16 protein-coding genes are annotated in these 18891 nt (G+C 70.7%); 12 read left to right on the forward strand and 4 right to left on the reverse strand.

What is annotated here, in order from left to right:
• Nucleotides 1–177, forward strand: a 177-nt coding sequence (locus J4557_RS47890) for an Hsp20/alpha crystallin family protein (protein WP_208274535.1), incomplete at its 5' end; no start/stop codon positions are given.
• Between the two features lie 235 nt (nt 178–412).
• Nucleotides 413–727, forward strand: coding sequence for a hypothetical protein (locus J4557_RS47895; RefSeq protein ID WP_208274509.1), 315 nt, complete (start codon nt 413–415; stop codon nt 725–727).
• Nucleotides 728–1034: 307 nt separating this feature from the next.
• Here the strand turns inward: J4557_RS47895 and J4557_RS47900 are convergent, their stop codons facing one another.
• Nucleotides 1035–1868 (reverse strand): universal stress protein, encoded by an 834-nt coding sequence (locus tag J4557_RS47900; RefSeq protein ID WP_208274511.1) that lies wholly within the window; start codon nt 1866–1868, stop codon nt 1035–1037.
• 271 nt (nt 1869–2139) lie between these two features.
• On the opposite strand from J4557_RS47900, the gene gap reads away from it, so the two are divergent.
• Nucleotides 2140–3138, forward strand: coding sequence for a type I glyceraldehyde-3-phosphate dehydrogenase (gene gap / locus J4557_RS47905; RefSeq protein WP_208274515.1), 999 nt, complete (start codon nt 2140–2142; stop codon nt 3136–3138).
• A gap of 514 nt (nt 3139–3652) precedes the next feature.
• On the opposite strand, the gene J4557_RS47910 is transcribed toward gap, so the two are convergent.
• Complete coding sequence (locus tag J4557_RS47910) at nt 3653–5194, reverse strand: polysaccharide deacetylase family protein (RefSeq protein WP_208274517.1); 1542 nt, start codon at nt 5192–5194, stop codon at nt 3653–3655.
• A gap of 222 nt (nt 5195–5416) precedes the next feature.
• A complete protein-coding gene (locus tag J4557_RS47915; protein WP_208274519.1) occupies nt 5417–6703 on the reverse strand; it encodes a beta/alpha barrel domain-containing protein in 1287 nt (428 codons plus the stop codon).
• Between the two features lie 420 nt (nt 6704–7123).
• Here J4557_RS47915 and J4557_RS47920 point away from each other — a divergent pair, with 420 nt between their 5' ends.
• Nucleotides 7124–8329, forward strand: coding sequence for an NAD(P)/FAD-dependent oxidoreductase (locus J4557_RS47920; protein WP_208274521.1), 1206 nt, complete (start codon nt 7124–7126; stop codon nt 8327–8329).
• A gap of 127 nt (nt 8330–8456) precedes the next feature.
• On the opposite strand, the gene J4557_RS47925 is transcribed toward J4557_RS47920, so the two are convergent.
• Complete coding sequence (locus J4557_RS47925; RefSeq protein WP_208274523.1) at nt 8457–8912, reverse strand: pyridoxamine 5'-phosphate oxidase family protein; 456 nt, start codon at nt 8910–8912, stop codon at nt 8457–8459.
• 270 nt (nt 8913–9182) lie between these two features.
• Here J4557_RS47925 and J4557_RS47930 point away from each other — a divergent pair, with 270 nt between their 5' ends.
• The 8 genes from J4557_RS47930 to J4557_RS47965 all read left to right on the forward strand — a co-directional run bounded on the left by J4557_RS47930 (nt 9183) and on the right by J4557_RS47965 (nt 18810).
• On the forward strand, nt 9183–10679 hold the full coding sequence (locus tag J4557_RS47930) for an aspartate ammonia-lyase (RefSeq protein WP_307800623.1): 1497 nt from the start codon (nt 9183–9185) through the stop codon (nt 10677–10679).
• A gap of 354 nt (nt 10680–11033) precedes the next feature.
• Complete coding sequence (locus J4557_RS47935; protein WP_208274525.1) at nt 11034–12029, forward strand: hypothetical protein; 996 nt, start codon at nt 11034–11036, stop codon at nt 12027–12029.
• A 706-nt stretch (nt 12030–12735) separates the two neighbouring features.
• Nucleotides 12736–13524, forward strand: coding sequence for an MEDS domain-containing protein (locus J4557_RS51430; RefSeq protein WP_208274527.1), 789 nt, complete (start codon nt 12736–12738; stop codon nt 13522–13524).
• 662 nt (nt 13525–14186) lie between these two features.
• Nucleotides 14187–14582: an MmcQ/YjbR family DNA-binding protein gene (locus tag J4557_RS47945; protein WP_208274529.1), complete on the forward strand. Its 396-nt coding sequence runs from the start codon at nt 14187–14189 to the stop codon at nt 14580–14582.
• 404 nt (nt 14583–14986) lie between these two features.
• Nucleotides 14987–15823, forward strand: coding sequence for an LLM class flavin-dependent oxidoreductase (locus J4557_RS47950; RefSeq protein WP_208274530.1), 837 nt, complete (start codon nt 14987–14989; stop codon nt 15821–15823).
• Nucleotides 15824–15978: 155 nt separating this feature from the next.
• Nucleotides 15979–16302 (forward strand): YciI family protein, encoded by a 324-nt coding sequence (locus J4557_RS47955; protein WP_208274531.1) that lies wholly within the window; start codon nt 15979–15981, stop codon nt 16300–16302.
• A complete protein-coding gene (locus J4557_RS47960; protein WP_208274532.1) occupies nt 16299–17540 on the forward strand; it encodes an RNA polymerase sigma factor in 1242 nt (413 codons plus the stop codon). The genes J4557_RS47955 and J4557_RS47960 overlap by 4 nt, the downstream gene beginning before the upstream one ends.
• 919 nt (nt 17541–18459) lie before the next feature.
• Complete coding sequence (locus J4557_RS47965) at nt 18460–18810, forward strand: TetR/AcrR family transcriptional regulator (protein WP_208274533.1); 351 nt, start codon at nt 18460–18462, stop codon at nt 18808–18810.
• Nucleotides 18811–18891: the final 81 nt, after the last annotated feature.

The raw sequence follows: 18891 nt of genomic DNA on the forward strand, positions 1-18891 counted from the left end.
AAGGAGCCGCACCGGTCGGAGTTCACCTACGGCTCCTTCACCCGCTCCTTCACCCTGCCCACCGGCATCGAGACCGACGACATCAAAGCGTCCTACGACCAGGGCATCCTCACCGTCCGCGTGCCCACGCCCAAGGCCGCCAAGACCGAAGCCAAGCGGATCACCATCGCCAAGTGACACCACGACGAGGGCACCGGACCGGGCCGCCGGTCCGGTGCCCTCATCCTCATGAGGTGCTCGCTGCCCTGGGTCGCTCTGGACCCCGGCGCCGAGTACTTCCGCATCTCCTGCCAGCGGTTCTGTCGGCCACGACACCGCGGCGTGATCGCCGGCAGTGGCAGGCCCTTGGTCCCGCCCTTCCATGTACGAAGGCCCCTGCAACGCAATCGCCCCGTCGAGGGATGGTGGACCCGTGAACACGAACTTCTCGCGCTTCGGCCTTGCCGGATCCGACAAGGCGCGCAAGCCCGCACGGCGCCCCTCGGCCATGGACGAGGCGAAGCCTCCCCGAGTGCCGCCGTTTCCCGGCCGGGCATGCTGCTGCCTGGCCAAGCCCGTGGTGGTCGCGATGATGCCGGTCACCGGCCAACGTTCCGCGCCCGTTGACATCCATCTGTGCGCCCACCACTACCGCGCGTCCCGGAAGGCCCTGGCGCAGGCCGGCGCGATCGTCTTCGACCGGAACGGCGCACTCGTCTCCGGCACCGACGCGTTCGAGCTGGTGTGAGCCGCCGCTGACACGCCCGCGGCATGAGTGAAGGCCCGGCGAGCGCCGGGCCTTCACTCATGCAGAGCCTTCCCATGAGGGCCTTTCACATCCGGATCCAGAGACACCTCCGCCCCGTCCTGTCAGGAACGCTGCTCGAGTCGGGCCGTCCAGAGCCTCGGGGAAAGGCCACGCGTGCACGACGCTCAACGGCACGCCCCAGGCCTCAGCGGCACGGAACACGCCGAGCCCAGCACCGGCCCGGCGAACCCGCCGAGCCCGCGGTGGCCGACCACGAGCTCGGACGCCCGCTCCGGCCTCGTCGGGCTCAGTCGCGCGGCGGGACGACCACCACGGGACAGGCCGCGTGGTGCAGCACGGCGTGGTTCACCCGTCCCAGCGCCATGCCGGCCGCACCGTGCCTCCGGCGGGCGCCCACCACCACCAGGGCCGCATGCGCGGACGCCTCCACCAGCGCCTGCGCCGCGGTCCGATCGGAGACCAACTGGTCGACCGGAACGTCCGGGTGGCGTTCACGCATGCCGGCCAGGGCCGCCGACAGCTCCATGTCCTCCACGAGCCTCGTGCGCGGCGCGGCGAAGTCCACGCCGACCGCGTGCAGGGCGAGGATCCGCGCGCCGCGCGAGGCGGCCTCGGCGAACGCCCACTCGATCAGGTGCTCCTCGCCGGGCCGTCCCGCGACGCCCAGCACCATCTCGTCCGGCGTCTCCGGCGGGAACGGCGCCGCTCGGGGCACAACGAGCACCGGGCAGCGCGCATGGGCCGCGACGTACAGTCCCACTGACCCGAACAGCAGCCCCTGGAAGCCGCCGAGCCCGCGCGATCCGACGACGATCAGCGCGGCCCTCTCGCTCTCCTTGACCAGAGCATGTCCCGCGTCCCCCGGCACGAGGGCCGTGTCGACGTCGAGCCTCGGCTGGACCTCGAGGGCATACTGGCGGGCCTCGTCCAGGAGGTCCTCCCGCTCGGCGGTCAGGTGCCCCAGCACATCGTCCGGGATGCTGCCCCCGTTCATGAGGAAGTGCGCTCCGAGCACGAGCCGCAGCGGCAGCCGATGGCGGGCGGCGTGCTCGGCGGCCCGATCCAGAGCACGCCACGCGTGAGCCGAACCGTCGATGCCCACGATGATCGGATTCGGCACTGGTCGTCCCTCCGATGTCTGAAAGTTCCTAAAGCCGACGCTAGGCCGCGCTGCCAGCGTTTCCCCCGGCCGAAGGTCTCCTCTTCGCGAGGCCAGGGTCATCCACGGTCCGGGACGGTCGCCCATGCCGCATGCCTCTTCCGAGGGCCCATCGGCCGGGTCGCAAGGCCGAATGTCCCTGGTTCGGGCGCCCCCGCCCGCCGAGCCTGGAGGGAGCCACCCGGCGCGGCCCCCGAGGCCGGACGCGCCGGCCACCCGACCAGGAGAGGTCATGACCACACCAGTAGGGATCAACGGATTCGGCCGCATCGGCCGCGGTTATCTGCGCCTGGCGCTCGACAACGGCCGCCCGGTGGCGGCCGTCAACGACGTCGCCGACATCGCGACGCTCGCCCACCTGCTCATGTACGACTCGACCTACGGGCCCCTCGACCGCGAGGTCGGGTACGACGGCTCGGCGCTGATCGTCGACGGGACCCGCATCCCCGTGACGGCGCACCGCGACCCCGCCGACCTCGACTGGGGCGCCGTCGGCGCGGAGATCGTCGTCGAGTCCACCGGACGGTTCCGGCGACGCGACGACGCGGCCGCGCACCTGAAGGCCGGCGCGCGCAAGGTCGTCCTCTCCGCCCCCGGCAAGGACGCCGACGCCACCATCGTGATGGGGGTCAACGAGCAGGTCTACGACCCCGGGCGCCACAGCATCGTCTCCAACGCCTCGTGCACGACCAACTGCGTCGCACCCATGGCCAAGGTCCTCCACGACTCGTTCGGCGTGGTGAAGGGCTACATGACCACGGTGCACGGCTACACCAACGACCAGAACCTGCTCGACTCCCCCCACAAGGATCTGCGGCGGGCCCGGTCGGCGGCAGTGAACATCATCCCGACGAGCACGGGCGCCGCCAGGTCCGTCGGCGCCGTGATCCCGGAGCTGCAGGGCCGCTTCGACGGGATCGCCCTCCGCGTGCCCGTCGAGGACGGGTCGCTGGTCGATCTCGCGTGCCTGCTCGAGCGGCGCGTCACGGCCGACGAGGTCAACGAGGCGTTCGCGGACGCGGCCGCGGGTCCCCTCGCCGGGTTCGTCCGCTACAGCACCCGTCCGATCGTGTCCCGCGATGTCATCGGCGATCCCGCCTCCTGCGTCTTCGACGCGCCTCTCACCCAGTCCAGCGGCGACCTGGTCAAGGTCTTCGGCTGGTACGACAACGAGTGGGGTTACACCTGCCGGCTCTCCGACCTCGTCGACCACATCGCCGCCCTGCTCTGAGGCCCGCCGAACCCCACGCGGCGGCCGGGGGACGCCGGGCCGGGCGGCCTATGAGGGTTCGTGGTCATGCCGTCGCCCCTTGGGGCCTTCCCGCCCACCCGGCTCGTCGTCCACCTGGGTGCTCGCGGTGGCGACCGTCGCTACGGCCGCCGTCAGCCCATCGCGGCACCGGCGAGCAGCCGCAGCAGCGTCGGCGTGGAGAAGCCAGCCCGGTGGTGATCGTGACGTCCCGTATCCACTGCTCCTCCAGGTGCAGCGTCGCGGGCTCGCCGTGCACGCCGATGCTGGCGATGCGACCGCCGGGACGCGCCAGCGCGACCGCGAGTTCGAAGGCGTCGGGGACGCCGACGGCCTCGACGATGTCGCCGGGCCGGCAGCGGGTGCACGGAGGTGTCGGCGAAGGGCACGCGCACGTACTCGGCCTGCGTCCCGTCGATGCCCGCCATCCCCGCGCGGCAGGGGATGACGGGCGGTCACGGTCACCTCGCAGTGTGCGGATCCACTGCGCGCCGGCTCAGGACACCAGGGCGTCGAGAGTGGTGAAGGAGTAGCCCTTGGCGCGCAGCCCCTGGATGATCGCCGGCAGCGCGTCCGCGTCCAGCGTTGTGCGATCGTCCGGGTTGGCCCCGAGGTGCATGAGGACGATCATTCCCGGCTGCGCCGCGCCCAGGACGCGGCCGGCGACCTTGTCCGCGGTCTGGCCGCCCGAGGTGCCCTGCCAGCCGAGGGAGTCGACGGTCCAGCCGACCGGCACGTACCCCAGGCCGTTCACCAGGGTGATGTCCGAGGCGGTGTAGGCGCCGTAGGGGAAGCGGAACAGCGGGCGCGGCTCGGCGCCGACGGCGTTGAAGACCGCCGTGCGGGCGCTGGTGACCTGCGTGCGGGCGGTCGCGTCACTGATCTTGGTGAAGTCGGGGTGAGTGTTGCTGTGGTTGCCGATCCGGAAGCCCGCCCCCGCCAGTGCGTTGGCGTAGGCCGGGAACCCGCGGACGAAGTCCCCGACGAGGAAGAAGGTCGCGGGCACGTTCTCGCGCTGGAGGGTGGCGCGGATCGAGTCCACGCCCGCGCTGTCCCATGCTCCGTCGAAGGTGAGCGCCGCGACCTTGGCCGTGGTCGGGATCCGGGTCACGTTCTTGCCACGTAGTGCGGAGGGGACGCCGGCCGGCGGCCCTGGCACCCAGGCGCGCTGGTCCGTCGTCCACGTGGCACCGCTGATGGTGCGGCTCCACAGGGCCCCGTCACGGCCGCGGCCGACGACGACGGTCTTGCCGCCCGCGTAGGAGGCGGCCGGGCCGTCGACGTACAGGCCGCCCATGATCTGCCACTCGCCCCACGACCCGTCGAAGGTCCGGACGCGCAGCCGGTCGGTCCCGGCGTCGCGGACGAAGACCCACGTCCGGCCGGTCGCGGGGTCGGCGCCGATTCCGGGCGGGCTGTAGGTGCTCTCGCCGAGGGAGGTCCAGTCCGACCATGTCGCACCGGTGCGCGTGCGGGTCCAGACGGCGTGGTCCGTCCCGGTGACCACGACACGGACGGTGTCCGCCGCCACGGCGGCCGCCGCGGGCGCGCTGCCGGTGGTCATGTCGAGCGAGGACCAGCCGCTCCATCCGGTTCCGGGGACGTAGGTCTTCGTCCGCACCTGGTCGGCGGTGTCGCGGACGAAGACGTCGATGCGCCCGTCCGGGTGGCCGACGGCCGCGGGCTGCGCCGTGATGACCAGGTCGTCCACCTTGACCCAGGCTTGCCAGGTCCCGCTCGAACGCGCTCGCTCCCAGAGGCGCCCGTCGACGCCGCGACCGAACACGTGCGGGGACGAGCCCGCGAACGTGACCGCCGGGCCACCGATCAGGCGTCCGTTCAGATTGAGCGGGCTTCCCCAGGCGCCGTCGACGAACCTGCGGTAGAGGACGTTCGTCGTCGCGGCCCGGTAGGCGACGTCGAAGCCCTTTCCGCTGGGCCAGCCGGCGACACCCGGCGTGTAGGTGGGGAGGTCCGCGGTGGCCGCCGCGCCAGCCGCCGCGGCGCCAAGAGGCGCCCGCGAGGCCGGTAGGGCCATCGGGGTGATCGACAGAAGGCCTACCGTGGCCGCCGCTGTGATGCGTCGCATGAGTCACCGTCCTTGGGAGGGGCTTCCAGCGTCTGCGCCGGGCGCTGACGGCGGCAGCGGACGAACGTCCCCCGAGATCGGCCGAACGTCTTCCTCGCGACCGTGATCTCCTTGCCGGTCGGCACGCACCGAGCGCCGCGGTCTTCGTCCCTCTGGACGATGGAGAGCCGATCAGATCCAGGCGGGGCGGTGAGCGGACGGCGCGTTCCTCGCGGCGCGATCCCGCAGCTCCCGCAGTCTGGGGCTGAGCTTGGGGGCGGGAGGAGGCGCGCCGTCCGCCGCGAGGACGCGGCGACGGAGCCCGAGGAGATCGGTGCGGCACCGAGCCCGCGCCGATGACACCGGCTGACCCGACTTGAGGGGGTGGCCGGCGAGCACGACGGCCTCCAGCAGGGCGGTGTGACCGGCGGGGCATCTTTCGCCTCTGACCACCAGGAAGTCGCCTCGCTCGCCCCGGAAGATCTGCTTGCTCGCCGGCAGCGTCCCCGTCTTCGGCTTGCGGGCTGCGACGCCGTGCTGGTCGACGAGTTGCGAGACCATCTCGAAGCCGTCGCCCGCGAGGGCCGCGCGAACGGCGTCGATCAGCCGCCCCTCGATCGGTACGGCGGACGCCCTCGATGCGTCCGCAGCCTGCCCGTCCGCGCGGGCGTCGGCGTAGATCCGGACGTTGCGCAAGCCCGCACGGTCGAGTGCGCGCCGGGACCTGAACGCTCTCGGCACCTGGTCCGCGCCGCTCAGGCGGATGCCGACCCGGGCCGGCGCCCTGGCGGCCCGGACCTCCGCCATCGCCTTCCGCACGTCCTGCACGGCCTTCGCGTCGACGCCGCCGTCGACCTCTACGAGTACCGCGACGACCTCCTCGCCGCGGCTCAGCAGCCTCCGGACATCCGCTGCGCACCGTTCGCCGCTGATCAGCCCCAGCCCGGGCAGCCCGAAGCGCTCGGCCGCCGCCAGATCGCTGGTCGCGGTGAAACCCGCGATCAAGGCCGACCGAGCACCGAGCGCGGCTTCCCCCTCCCGGTCCATGCTTGGCAGGTCCATCGCCCCGCCCTCGTCCGCCTCCGGCGCGAGGGCCACGGCTCCCGATGCGATCCTCGACTGCCGCGACAGGATCTGCAGGATCTCTCTCTGCACGACGTACGCGACCGGAAATGGCGCGGTCAACTCCAACAATGGCTCGTTCACCAGGAGGACGCGCCCTTCCGGCACGGCACGTACATCCCCGGTGAATCGCACACCGCGCAGGGACGAGGCGCTCTTTCTGGCACAGACGCCGGCCTCGACGAGCATGTCGCAGTGGTGCGCGTCGAGCCTGAAGTCTTGGAGATGCCGGAGGCACTCGTCCAGGCCCGCGGCGATCAGGAACGGCCGGCGCTCCGGCAGCCGCGGCACCGAGAGACTGTAGGTGACCGGGGCGGTCCCCGCCCGCCGCAGCCGCATCGCGCTGACGTCGTCCACTCCGCATCCCCACCGATCGCCGAAGAGCTGATCGCCCTCGTGGGCTCTGATCCACTCTCCGGGCGATCCTTTGAGGGATCTCCGTCCGAACGGCCCGAGGCGGCGGGACTTTCGTCCTTTCCGCAGCTCCGGAGGACGTCCCGGCCCGCCGTCCTCCGTGTGCCGAGTTCGGGCCGCTGCTCTCGCACACGCTTTTTCACCGCGACGAGGACCTCATGACCGACCCGGGACATCCAAGGTGATCGTCTCCGCCGGCGCGAACAAGGGCGCGCCGTACGGCCGGTTCCCCACGGGGCGGGCCAGGTGGAGGTCGCCCGGCGAGCAGAGCCCAAGGTCCCCTCGCTTGGGGACGTTGATCCGTGACGCCGTCCGCCCCACCTGGTGAGTCTGGAATCAGAGACGGCCGATGAGGTGGTGTCGATGCGCAAGAAGGTGCTCGTCCTCGGTGGGAACTTCGGCGGGCTGACGGCCGCGCTGAGCGTCAAGCAGGCCCTCGACGGCGACGTGGACGTCACCGTCGTCTCGGCGTCGGACCGGTTCCTGTTCAACCCGTCGCTCATCTGGATCCCGTTCGGCAAGCGGTCGGCGACCGACATCACCTTCCCGCTGGAGCCGACCTTCGACGCGCACGGGATCGAGTTCGTGCACGCGGCGGCGACGGAGATAGCGCCGCTCTCCAGGCGGGTGAACACCACCGCGGGGACGTTCGGCTACGACTATCTGGTCGTGGCCACGGGCTACCGCAACGACATGGCCACCGTGCCGGGTATGCGGGACACCGACGGCGTCCACACCATCACCACCCTTCCGGACGCCGTCGAGGCCGGCGAAGGCTGGCGCAGGTTCCTGGAGGACCCCGGCCCCGTCGTCGTCGCCGCGGCCCAGGGCACCGGCTGCTTCGGCGCGGCCTACGAGTTCCTGTTCAACGCCGCCTACCAGCTCCGGAAGGCCGGTCTCAAGGGCCGCGTCCCGCTGACCTACGTGACCGCCGAACCGTTCCTGGGCCACTTCGGCATCGGCGGGCTTCCGGGCGGTGAGCGGCTCCTCAAGCTCTTCTGCAGGAAGGAGGGGATCCAGGTCATCACCGGGGCCGCGCTCGCCGAGGCCGCTCCCGGCAGGCTCCTGCTGGCCGACGGCGACAAGCTCGACCACGCCTACTCGGTGATCATTCCGCCGTTCCGGGGACAGGACGTGGTGGCCTCCACGCCGGGTCTCGCCGATGAGAAGGGCTTCGTCCCGGTGCGGGACACCTACCAGTCGATCGCCCATCCGACCATCTACGCCGTGGGCATCGCGGCCGCCGTGACCGTGCCCTGGACCGCGGCCGTCGCGGTCGGCGTCCCCAAGACCGGATTCCCCACCGAGGTCCAGGCGCGCATCGCCGCCGCCAACATCGCCGCCCGGATCCGCGGCGAGCGGCAGGTCCGGCACAGGAGCTTCGGTGACATACCGGCCGTCTGCATCATGGACGCGGGCAACAACGGCGTGATGATCCTGGCCGACCGGATGCTTCCGCCCCGGAGGCTCGGCCTGCTCATCCCCGGCCCGCAGGCGCACGCGGCCAAGATCGCGTTCGAGAAGTACTTCCTGTGGAAGGCCCGCAAAGGCCTCGTCCGGCTCCCGTGAAGACCGCTTGCGGCCCACTGCGCTACGCGGGCCGCAGGCGGCTGTGCACCATGTGCTGCAAACGCCGAGCCGGACCGCAACGCCCAGGCCGCTGCGGTCAGCCGAGTGCGGCGCCGTTGTCCCTCCGCTACTGCATGTCGAGGGCCATCGCGTCATCGCTCGAGGCAACGTCTCCCCTGTCCGGAGTGCGACGTCCGGAGAGCATCTCAGGACGGATCCTGACGAACAGGTCCCGTCGCCCCGGCGCCCAGGTCCGCAGGTCGATCCCCTCCAGCGGCGTGACCCCGCCTGCCGCGGAGACCCGCCGCGCCGGGCCGACCGCGACCACGGACCAGCCCGTACGCGTGGCGGCATCGAACTCGTCGATCTCAAAGGCGACGATGGTCCCGGTCGCAGCGGTGGCCAGCCGGGAGGTCCGCGACGTCCGGAAGACGATGTCCCCGCCGTCCAGGACGTAGTTGACCGGTTGGATCGCCGGCAGGGCGTTGTGGGTGAAGACGATCCGGCCGACCTCGGCATGCCGCAGCAGGTCCCGGCACTCGCCGGGACCGAGGATCTCCAGACCACTGCGATCGAACTGCATGCCTCCAGAATGCGGGAGCGCCCGTATGCCCAGTTAGGGCCCAAGGTCCCGACTCCTTGTCCGCCCGCACCAGGGGCACCGGGACCTTCGCGGAAGCTTCCTCGGACGGGTCTCCTGGTGCGGATCGAGCGACGGCCGGCCCCGGGGCGAAGGACCTTCGTCCCTGTCGGCACGGCGCGAGCAGCGAAACGCTCTGAGAGGACGGTGAGCACCGCTGGACGGACCGGGGACGGACTCGGTCCGCGCCGCGGTGCGCGAAGGAGTCAGACCGTGACCGGACAGGCGGCCGGCGTGGGGCCGGGCAAGATGCGGGTCGAGCACGACTTGCTCGGGGAGCGGGTGCTTCCGGAGGACGTGCGCTTCGGCATCCAGACGCTGCGGGCGACGGAGAACTTCCGGATCTCGGGTGTCTCGCTGGCGCAGTTCAGCGACTTCATCGTGGGTCTGGCCCACGTCAAGAAGGCGGCTGCGCTCGCCAACCACGAGCTGGGCCTGCTCGCCGCGGACAAAGCGAGGGCGATCGCAACGGCCTGCGACGAGATCGCGGCGGGACGGATGCACGACGAGTTCGTCGTCGACATGGTGCAGGGCGGCGCCGGCACCTCGACCAACATGAACGCCAACGAGGTCATCGCCAACCGGGCCCTGGAGCTGATGGGCCACGGCAGGGGCGACTACCAGTGGCTGCATCCCAACGACGACGTCAACCGCTCACAGTCCACCAACGACGCCTACCCGACCGCGGTGAAGATCGGCGTGTACCTGTCAATGCAGCGGACGCTGTCGGCGATGGGAGAGCTGAAGGCCGCGTTGGCCGACAGGGCGGCCGCCTTCGCCGACGTCATCAAGATGGGCCGTACCCAGTTGCAGGACGCGGTGCCGATGACGCTCGGACAGGAGTTCGCCGCTTACGCCGTCATGGTGGGCGAGTCGGTGCAGCACCTGCGCCGGGCCGGCGACGACCTGCTGGCGGTGGGCATGGGCGCGACGGCGGTGGGCACCGGCATCAACACCGTGCCCGGCTACGCCGAACGAGTGGTCCAGAAGCTGGCCGAGGTGAGCCGGCTCCCGGTCCGCAGGGCCGAGGACCTCGTCGAGGCCACGCAGGACTCGGGACACTTCGTCCAGCTGTCGGCGACCCTCAAGCGCGCGGCCGTGCAGATCTCCAAGATCTGCAACGACCTGCGGCTGCTGAGCAGCGGCCCCCGCGCGGGGCTGGGCGAGATCCGCCTGCCGGCGGTGCAGCCGGGCTCGTCGATCATGCCGGGGAAGGTCAACCCGGTCATCCCCGAGGTCGTCAACCAGGTCTGCTTCCAGATCATCGGATACGACCTGACGGTGACCCTCGCCGCCGACGCCGGCCAGCTGGAGCTCAACATGGCCGAGCCGATCATCGCCTTCGACCTGCTGCACGGCCTGAAGCTGCTGCGCAACGCCTGCTCCACGCTGACCCACCGGTGCGTCCTGGGCATCGAGGCCGACCGGGAGCGCTGCCGCGGCTTCGTGGAGGGCAGCGTCGCGCTGGCCACCGCCCTCATCCCGGTGCTCGGCTACGACCGTTCGGTGGCCGTGGCCGCCGAGGCGCAGCGGGACGGGACGGCCGTCCGCGACATCGTCGTGCGCAACGGCTGGCTCGCGCGCGAGGACCTGGATCGGCTGCTGCGCCCGGAGAGCATGACCGCTCCCGGCCCGGCGGCCGATCCAGGTCGCGCCCGTGTCGGCACTCGGACGCGTGTACCGGAGCCGCGCCCGACCGAAGACCGCTGACGCGCTGCTCGGGGCCGCCGCCGCTGCCGCTGCCGCGTCGGGAGGTGAGGCGAGGCGAGCGGCGGCACGACGGCGCCGATGAGATGTGGGTCGGGCTCGGCGAGATCGCGGACGCCGACGATGATTTCCTTTTGGACTACCTCGCACAGGAGTTCCGGCAAATACGAGACCTGTAATCGAAATGGAAAACGCTCGCGCCGTCTCCAGCCGTGTTCGAGCGTGTCGGCGAAAAGGCCAGCGGGCGGGAACGTCAGATAATGCGCTGCAGCGAGGGACGTTTGTCCCTGCCTTCGGCCGGCGATGCGATTTACGGTCGTTTCGACCGACAAGTGGCACGGCCTTAGGAGGCCTGACATGCACAGCTTACGAAGGCGCGGGCTCGCGAGCGTGCTCGCGGTGGGCATCACCGCCGTCCTGCTCGCCGCGCCGACGGCGAAGGCCGCCGCTCCCACCCCGGAGGGCGAGGCGTACCGCGTCATCGATCTGGGGACCTTGAACGGGAGCGACTCCTCCGAGGCGTTCGCGGTGAACGAGCGGGGGCATGCGGCCGGGCAGAGCGACGGTCACGCCACGCTCTGGCGCAACAGCCGCGTCATCGACCTCGGCGTGCTGCCGGGCGGCCTGTGGAGCGTGGCGACCGACCTGAACGACCGCGACGAGGTCGTGGGGTACGGCTCCGCCTCCGGCGGCACGCACGCGTTCCTCTGGAAGGACGGCCGGATGCGCGATCTCGGGACGTTGCCCGGCGGGACCGACAGCTATGCCGAGGGCATCAACAACGCCGGTGACGTGGTGGGCAACAGCACGGCTCCGTCCGGCCCGTACACCCGGCACGCGGTCCGCTGGCACGCCGGCCGCACGATCGACCTGGACCCGGAGGGCCAGGCGTCGTTCGCCAAGGACATCACCGACGACGGCTGGATCGTGGGCCACCGTTTCCTCCCCGAGGACCCCATGAACGCGCGTGCGACGGCATGGTGGCACGGCATTCCCACCACGCTCGTCCCGGACGCCCCCTCCTATCCGGCGGCGGCCGACGAACGGCATCGGGTCGCTCTGAACGACAGCGGTGGGCACGCGTCGATCTGGTACCGCGGTGCGACCAGCCCACTGCCGTCCGACCCGGCCCTGTTCGCCCAGGTCCATGACATCAACAACGCGGGTCAGGTCGCGGGCTCCGTTGACATCGACGCCATCGTGTGGCGGGACGGCCGGGCGGTCCCGCTGCCCAGACTGCCCGCCGGAGGTTCGGCCGCGGCCTACGGCATCAACGATCGCGGCCAGCTCGCCGGATCCTCCGCGACCGCCCCGGACGGGACCCGGCAGCACGCGGTGCTCTGGACCCGGTGAACCCCGACCCGCCGACCGGTACGCCCAGAGGCGGCCGGTCGGCGACGCTCGCAACGGCGGGCGCCCGCCGCCGAGCCTGACACGGCACCATCCCCCACCCTGCGGTCGAGCATTGGCGCGACGCCTCTGCGGGACTGAGGAGCACAGCGCACGTCACGACGACATGGCGGTGGGACCGGCGTACTTCACCACTGCCGAGCGCAACGAGTGCCAGCGGCGCTGTCTGCGGCACGGGCCAGCCTGGTAGCGGTCACTTCCGGCCCCGCGGGTTGTCGAGCCGGCAGGACCTTCGGCCCTGTGGCGAACGCCGCCGGCGCGATGGAATGGAGGTGCGCGGGAGGACCGCAGCAGGTGCGAAATAGCGGCAACGCCGCTCACCGCACATCTCGGATCGCTGCCTCAGCGGCGAGGGGCTCCTCCCGCGTACGACTTTTCCAGGCGCCATCGGCGACGGCCTAACGGAAGCCGCGGTCACGAGAAGGCGGCGAACTCGCCTCCTGGTAGCACATCGTGACGCCTGGTAGCCAGTCGCCGGTTCGCGCCCCGTACCGGCTCACCGCGCGGCGAATATTGCCGGTTATTACTGGCTTAATTGAGGCTCGGGTGTGATGCTGGCGTTGTGACGGTCGGAATGGATGAAGCCGGGCCCAGTGAGGCTAGAGCCGGCGATTCGCGACACCGCAGGCCGCGGTTGGAGTGCCTGCGGTTGAAGCCGCACGACCACATCGGCTGGGTGTTCGACGGCGCCCCCCAGTTCGATGCGTTGGCGGTCCCGTTCCTGGCCGAGGGAGCCGCGCGGGGCGAGCAGCTGATGTACGTCAGCGCCGACCCGGAACCGGGCCTTGCGGCCCGCCTCGGGGACGGCCTCGCCCCTGGCACCCTGCAGGTGGCGAGCATCGTCGAGGTCTACGGGGCATCGGGGATCGTGGACGCCGCCGCCCAGCGGGCCACGTTCGCCGCCGCGCTGACGCAGGCCAAGGCCGACGGGTACACCGGGATCAGGGTCGCCGCCGACAACACTCCGCTGGTCGCCGATGAGGAACGGCTGGCAGCGTGGCTGCGCTGGGAGATCCTGGCCGACCGGTTCATGTCGGAGAACCCCGTCACCGGGCTGTGCGCCTTCGACCGCGAGAAGGTCGAGGTCGACCGGCTCCGCCACCTGGCCACACTTCACCCGCTGTCGTCGGCGGGCAGTCCCGCGCCCCAGTACCGCCTGTTCGCCGACGCGGGGAACCTTCGCGTCGAAGGCCTGATCGACTCCTTCACCGTCGGCCAGCTCCGCCTGGCCCTGGACGTCCTCCCGCCGGGCACCGGTGTGCTGATCGACCTGGCCGCCGCCGCTTTCACCAGCCGCCGGCCCTTCGCCGGGCTGCAGCGGCTGGCCGAGGCCGGGGTGCCCGTCACCGTCCAGGGCCCGCCCGACGCCCTCGACGAGCTGACCGCCGCCGGATCGGCGCCCAACGGGCACCTCACCCTCGAGCAGACCGCCACCTGACCGACCCACCGCGCCCGCCGACGCACACTCAAGATCATTCACCCTTCGGTGGACTCCGGCGGGCCGGCCCCTGCCGGGGACCGGACCGGCGTCAGGCGGCGTCGGCGGCGGTGGTCTTGCCGGGGCGGGTGAGCTTGGGCAGGACCTCGGTGGCGGGGGGTGGTGCGGCAGGTGCCGCATGCCCAGGGCCGACGGGATGAGCGCGATGGCGGCGCCGGCGAAGGCGGTGTAGGCGGCGATGAGAACGATGCGGCCGATCTCCCAGAAGGCGTAGGCGTTCAGCAGCATGCCGCGCAGTGTGGTGCCCTTGAAGACGGTGTTGACCTGCGCGGCCAGCGCGGCGTTGTTCGACTGGGTCTGCGCCTTGGCCGACAGTTGCGCATAGGTCTGGCCGCCGCTCATCTCCTTGAGGTGGACGGCGATGAAGTGGTCGGTCGTGCGATGGGAGCTGGCGGTCCTGCCGCCGCCAGGTCGGCCGAGCGCCAAACCGGAACCTTATGCGGCAAGAGCGACTCCGGGCCGTTGGCGAGGCGAGAGTATGGCTCACACCGACGAGTACCGGAGCATGCGGCTGCGACGGTTCCGGCGACCTCGGGCTCTTTCGCGGTTTGTGGACCGATAGCCTGCATGTGTGCAGAAACCGGTGGCTGGGAGCGACCAGGATGGCTGACGCCGAAGACGTTCGCCGGTTGGCACTCGCGCTGCCTCACGTGGTCGAGATCGACAGCGACGGCTTCGATTTCCGGGTCGGCGGCAAAGGGTTCGTCTGGTCCTACCCTGAGCGCAGACCGGGCAAGCCACGCGTCATCAGAACCGACATCGCCGTACTGTACGTCGGCGACGAGGCAGAGAAGCAGGCGCTGCTGCTCGGCGAGCCGGAACGCTTCTTCACCACACCCGCCTACGACGGCATGCCCCTGGTCATGCTGCGGCTGGACAAAGTGGACCCCGACCGCCTGGAAGAACTCATCACCGACGCCTGGCACATGCGTGCGCCGGACACGCTCGCCGACGACCTCGACACCCCGGCCGATCAGACCAGCACAAATCCACGATGAGCAGAGCCGGCCGGGGCGAGACCGCAGCCAGCCGCCTCCGCGCATACACGGCCCTCTAGCACCCCACCCGAGCCTCACGCCCGGTCACCTCGACGGACCCTATGACGATGCGGCGTGAGCGGACGACGGCTCAGGGGGTCCGCTGTCCGGATGGTCCCAGAGCTCGTCCGCACTGGGTACGCATGCGGAGGTGGAGCGTGGTGGCCTCGAACTCGTCGGGTTGTCGGAGCGCTGACGGCCGGCTACCGAAAAATACTCGACAGAAATTTCGGGAGGCGGTGTCGGATCGGGGCAGCGGCGTTCGTAGCAGGGGTGAGACGTCGACCGCGCTGCGCTGACCACGGCGCGCGGCCGTACGCCGGCAGGACCGGAAGTCATCCCGACTACTGACGAGGACAGGAACGATGACCGATTCGACGGCACGTGGCGGAACCAGGCCCTTCCGATTCGGGGTCGTCGCCCCGCTCACATCAGATCTGCCGACGTGGCGCGACCAAGTGCGCCGTATCGCCGACTACGGGTACTCCACGCTGCTGATGCCCGACGTCCCGCAATGGCAGCCGGCGCCTGCGCCCACGCTGGCCGTCGCGGCCACCATCACCGACCTGCGAGTCGGCTCTTGGGTGTACGCCTCCCCGCTGCGCCAGGCGTGGAGCACCGCGTGGGAGGCGCACTCGCTGTCGGTGCTCACCGAGGGCCGCTTCGAGCTGGGCATCGGCACCGGCAGGCCCGGCATCGAGGACGAACTCCGCGACCTGGGGCTGCCCGTCGTCCCACCGGCCGAGCGGCTGGCCCAGGTGCGCGAGACCGTGACGGCGCTGCGGGATCACGACGGCGCCGACCTCCACACGCCGGTGGTGATGGCGGTGCGCGGGCCGAAGGCCCAGGCACTGGCGGCCGACCTCGCGGACACGGTCGCCTTCGCGCTGATGCCGGGAGACGACCGGGTCGAGAGCACACGGGTGATACGCGGCTTCCGCGCCCTCGCCACCCGGGACATCGAACTCGCGCAGCATGTGGCGGTGATCGGCGACACCGTCGCACCGTTCATGGCGTCCCCCGACACCGACCCTGCGGCGCTTCGCGCGATGGACTCGCTGGCGGTGCTTCCGGACGACCCGGCGGCGGCCGCCGAGGAGATCCACCGGCGACGGGAGGAACTCGGCATCTCCTACTTCGTCTTCGGTGCCGGCTCCGCCGACGCACTCGCTCCGGTCGTGGCCGAACTGGCCGGACACTAGGCGGGCCGACAGACCGGTAACTGGACGGGCGGCACGTCGGCACCCACGCCCGTGCAGGTCTTGGCAGTATCTCCGACATAGAACAACCATCGGGGCAGAGATCCGGGGTGTGCCGACCGCACGGATCGCCCCCAACCACAGGAGATGGTCTTCGGATGCAGTACCTGGTTTCCGTGATCGACGACAAGGACGATCCCGGCAGCACGGACAGGCAGCCCGCCATCAGCGCGTTCAACGATCGGCTGATCGCCGAGGGCCACTGGGTCTTCGCAGGCGGACTCGCGGACACCGACACGGCCACGGTCATCGACAACCGGGGCGAGCAGGCGGTGTTCAGCGACGGGCCCTTCGTGGAGTCGAAGGAGTACCTCGCCGGCGTCTGGGTGTGGGAGGCCCTCGATCTGGACGTGGCGCTCAAGCTCGCCGCCGAGGCGTCCAAGGTCTGCGATCGGAAGATCGAGGTGCGGCCGTTCCTGTGAACGACGTCGACGTCCAGGAGGCGATCACTCGCACCCACCACGAGGAATGGGGCCGGGTGGTCGCGTCCCTGACCAAGCGTTTCGGTGACCTCGACATCGCCGAGGAAGCGGCCGCCGAGGCGTTCGCGGCCGCCGTCGAGCGATGGCCGGCCGACGGCGTGCCGCCCAACCCCGGCGGCTGGCTGACCACCACCGCCAACCGCAAGGCCATCGACCGGATCCGGCGCGAGAACAAACGCGACGACAAGCACAAGGAGGCTCGGATGGTGTCCGGCGATGACCCGCCGGAGCCTGTCGGCGCCATCGACGACGACCGGCTCCGGCTGATCTTCACCTGCTGTCACCCGGCGCTGGCCGTGCAAGCCCGCGTGGCGCTGACACTGCGCATGGTCGCCGGCCTCACCGTCCCCGAGATCGCCCGCGCCTTCCTCGTGCGGGAGACCGCCCTGGAGCAGCGGATCACCCGCGCCAAAGCCAAGATCAAGGCGGCCCGCATCCCGTATCGGGTGCCGGCCGCCGAGGATCTCCCGGCACGCCTGTCCGGCGTACTCGCCGTCCTGTACCTCGTCTTCAACGAGGGCTACCTGGCCACCGGCCCCGGCACCGACCCCCTGCGCCACGACCTGACCGCCGAGGCGATCCGGCTCACCCGCCTGATCCGGGCTCTCCTGCCGGACGACGGCGAGGTGGCCGGCCTGCTGGCGCTGATGCTCCTCACCGAAGCCCGCCGCACCGCCCGGGTCTCGGCCGACGGTGAACTGGTCCCCCTGGCCGAGCAGGACCGCGGGGCCTGGAACGCGGCACTGATCGCCGAGGGCCACCGGCTGGTACGCGAGCGCCTCGCCGCTGCCGCCGCCGGAGCCGCCCCGGGCCGCTACCAGATCCTCGCCGCGATCAACGCCGTGCACACCTCCGCCCGCGACATCCGCGACACCGACTGGTCACAGATCCTCGCCCTCTACGACCAGCTCGTCCGCCTCGACCCCTCACCGATCATCGCCCTCAACCGGGCCATCACCCTCGCCGAACTCGACGGCCCGGACGTGGCACTGGCGGCCGTCGACCGTCTTGGCGACAAGCTGGCCGACTATCACGCCTACCACGCCACCCGCGCCGACCTGCTCCGCAGACTGGGCCGAAGCCGGCAGTCACGCGCCGCGTACGACAAGGCCATCGAACTGGCAGGCAACACCGCCGAAACCGCCCACCTGACCCGCCGCCGCGCCCAACTGGGATAACAGCCACAGACCCCGATCGGTACCCCGCAACACCTCGTCAACCGGACCGGCCCAATACCCGCACGAGGTCGTCAGCCTCCGACGGTCACCACCTCCCCACCCAGACGCAGGATCACCGCCAAGGCCCCCGGCCAGAACCTCGTCCGGGCAGGTCAAGCGCCATGTTCGTACTCGTTGAGGATGCCGCCCGGCCATTGCGTTCATCTCGATCGATGATCGGCGGAGGCAGCGGCTTCAACGGACGTACGTTGGCGATGCCCTGATGCCGCCGCTGGAAGTGACGGCTGGGCAGCGCGAGGACGCCCCAGTTCCAGACCTGATGGTAGGCGTCCATGTCGCCCGAACCGAGCGGAGGGCGTCCCCGGGCCCGGCCGGATCGGGTGCGGACCGACAAGCCGAACTCGTCTTGGACGATCCGGGCTCCCGCACCGCCGCGGCATCGCGAGCACGATCCCGATGCCGGCCGACCGGGCCGGTTACCGTCGGCGGGCAGGCAAGGGATCCGCGACTCGGCTCAAGCCCCGGGCACGGTGGAGCGAACGCAGCGCCAGGAAGCGTTCTGCGACCTCACTCGGTCGCCGTCCGGTCTGACAGCGACGTCGGAGCCACTGGTCGGCGCGAAGCGCTCAACGAACTCACCGAGGCCCATCGGGGGCGCATCAGGCAAAGCCGACTTCACTGTCCACCTGCAAGGTCTTTCCGCGGCGCGCGTTACAACCTCTGCACGGCTGGAACACCACGGAAGATAAGGGCAACCCTGCCCTGCCGTCCGTCCAGGCCTGCTGCGGCGACCGGGCACGCACGAGGCAGGTCACAGTCGATCTTCTTCAGATAGCCGTTACCCGTCGATTACTTCTCCTTTCGCGGGGCCCACAAATGACGGCATCTGAATCAGCGGCAAAGGAAAGGAGAGGGAGAGGTGAGCGAGGAAACCGCCAAGGCGGACGAGCGAGTCCTGGAAGCAGCCACCAAGCTGTTCTCAGAACTGGGATACGACGCCACGAACCTCGCCATGATCGCAGATGTCGTGGGGAGGGAGAGTGTCGACTCGGAGCTCTTGAAGAGCGGCAAGGCCGAGATCTACCTGGCCGTCTTCGAGCGCTGCTCCACCTTGGAGAAGGCCTTCCTTGCGGCCACTGCCGAGCGCATCTCATACGACGCGCCGGGCCTGCACCAGTTGGTGGATTGCTTCCTCGACTTCTCCTTCGACCATGTGGAGATCACTGAGCCTTTTTCAGCGGCAGTTCGGTGTGGGCTGATCACAGCATGATCGCGGGCGGCGTGGGCGGTGCCGGACGTCAAGAAGCCCCTGGTAGGACGGTTGGTCTCTCACAACGTCCCGTCCCCACCA

The sequence above is a fragment of the Actinomadura nitritigenes genome (genome assembly GCF_017573545.1).
GTDB lineage: Bacteria > Actinomycetota > Actinomycetes > Streptosporangiales > Streptosporangiaceae > Spirillospora > Spirillospora nitritigenes.

What these genes read in the sequence shown, in the direction of transcription:
- gap (WP_208274515.1), top strand. Translation starts at nt 2,140, where the DNA reads ATGACCACACCAGTAGGGATCAACGGATTCGGCCGCATCGGCCGCGGT.
- J4557_RS47910 (WP_208274517.1), bottom strand. Translation starts at nt 5,194, where the DNA reads ATGGCCCTACCGGCCTCGCGGGCGCCTCTTGGCGCCGCGGCGGCTGGC.
- J4557_RS47920 (WP_208274521.1), top strand. Translation starts at nt 7,124, where the DNA reads ATGCGCAAGAAGGTGCTCGTCCTCGGTGGGAACTTCGGCGGGCTGACG.
- J4557_RS47925 (WP_208274523.1), bottom strand. Translation starts at nt 8,912, where the DNA reads ATGCAGTTCGATCGCAGTGGTCTGGAGATCCTCGGTCCCGGCGAGTGC.
- J4557_RS47935 (WP_208274525.1), top strand. Translation starts at nt 11,034, where the DNA reads ATGCACAGCTTACGAAGGCGCGGGCTCGCGAGCGTGCTCGCGGTGGGC.
- J4557_RS47945 (WP_208274529.1), top strand. Translation starts at nt 14,187, where the DNA reads ATGGCTGACGCCGAAGACGTTCGCCGGTTGGCACTCGCGCTGCCTCAC.
- J4557_RS47950 (WP_208274530.1), top strand. Translation starts at nt 14,987, where the DNA reads ATGACCGATTCGACGGCACGTGGCGGAACCAGGCCCTTCCGATTCGGG.
- J4557_RS47955 (WP_208274531.1), top strand. Translation starts at nt 15,979, where the DNA reads ATGCAGTACCTGGTTTCCGTGATCGACGACAAGGACGATCCCGGCAGC.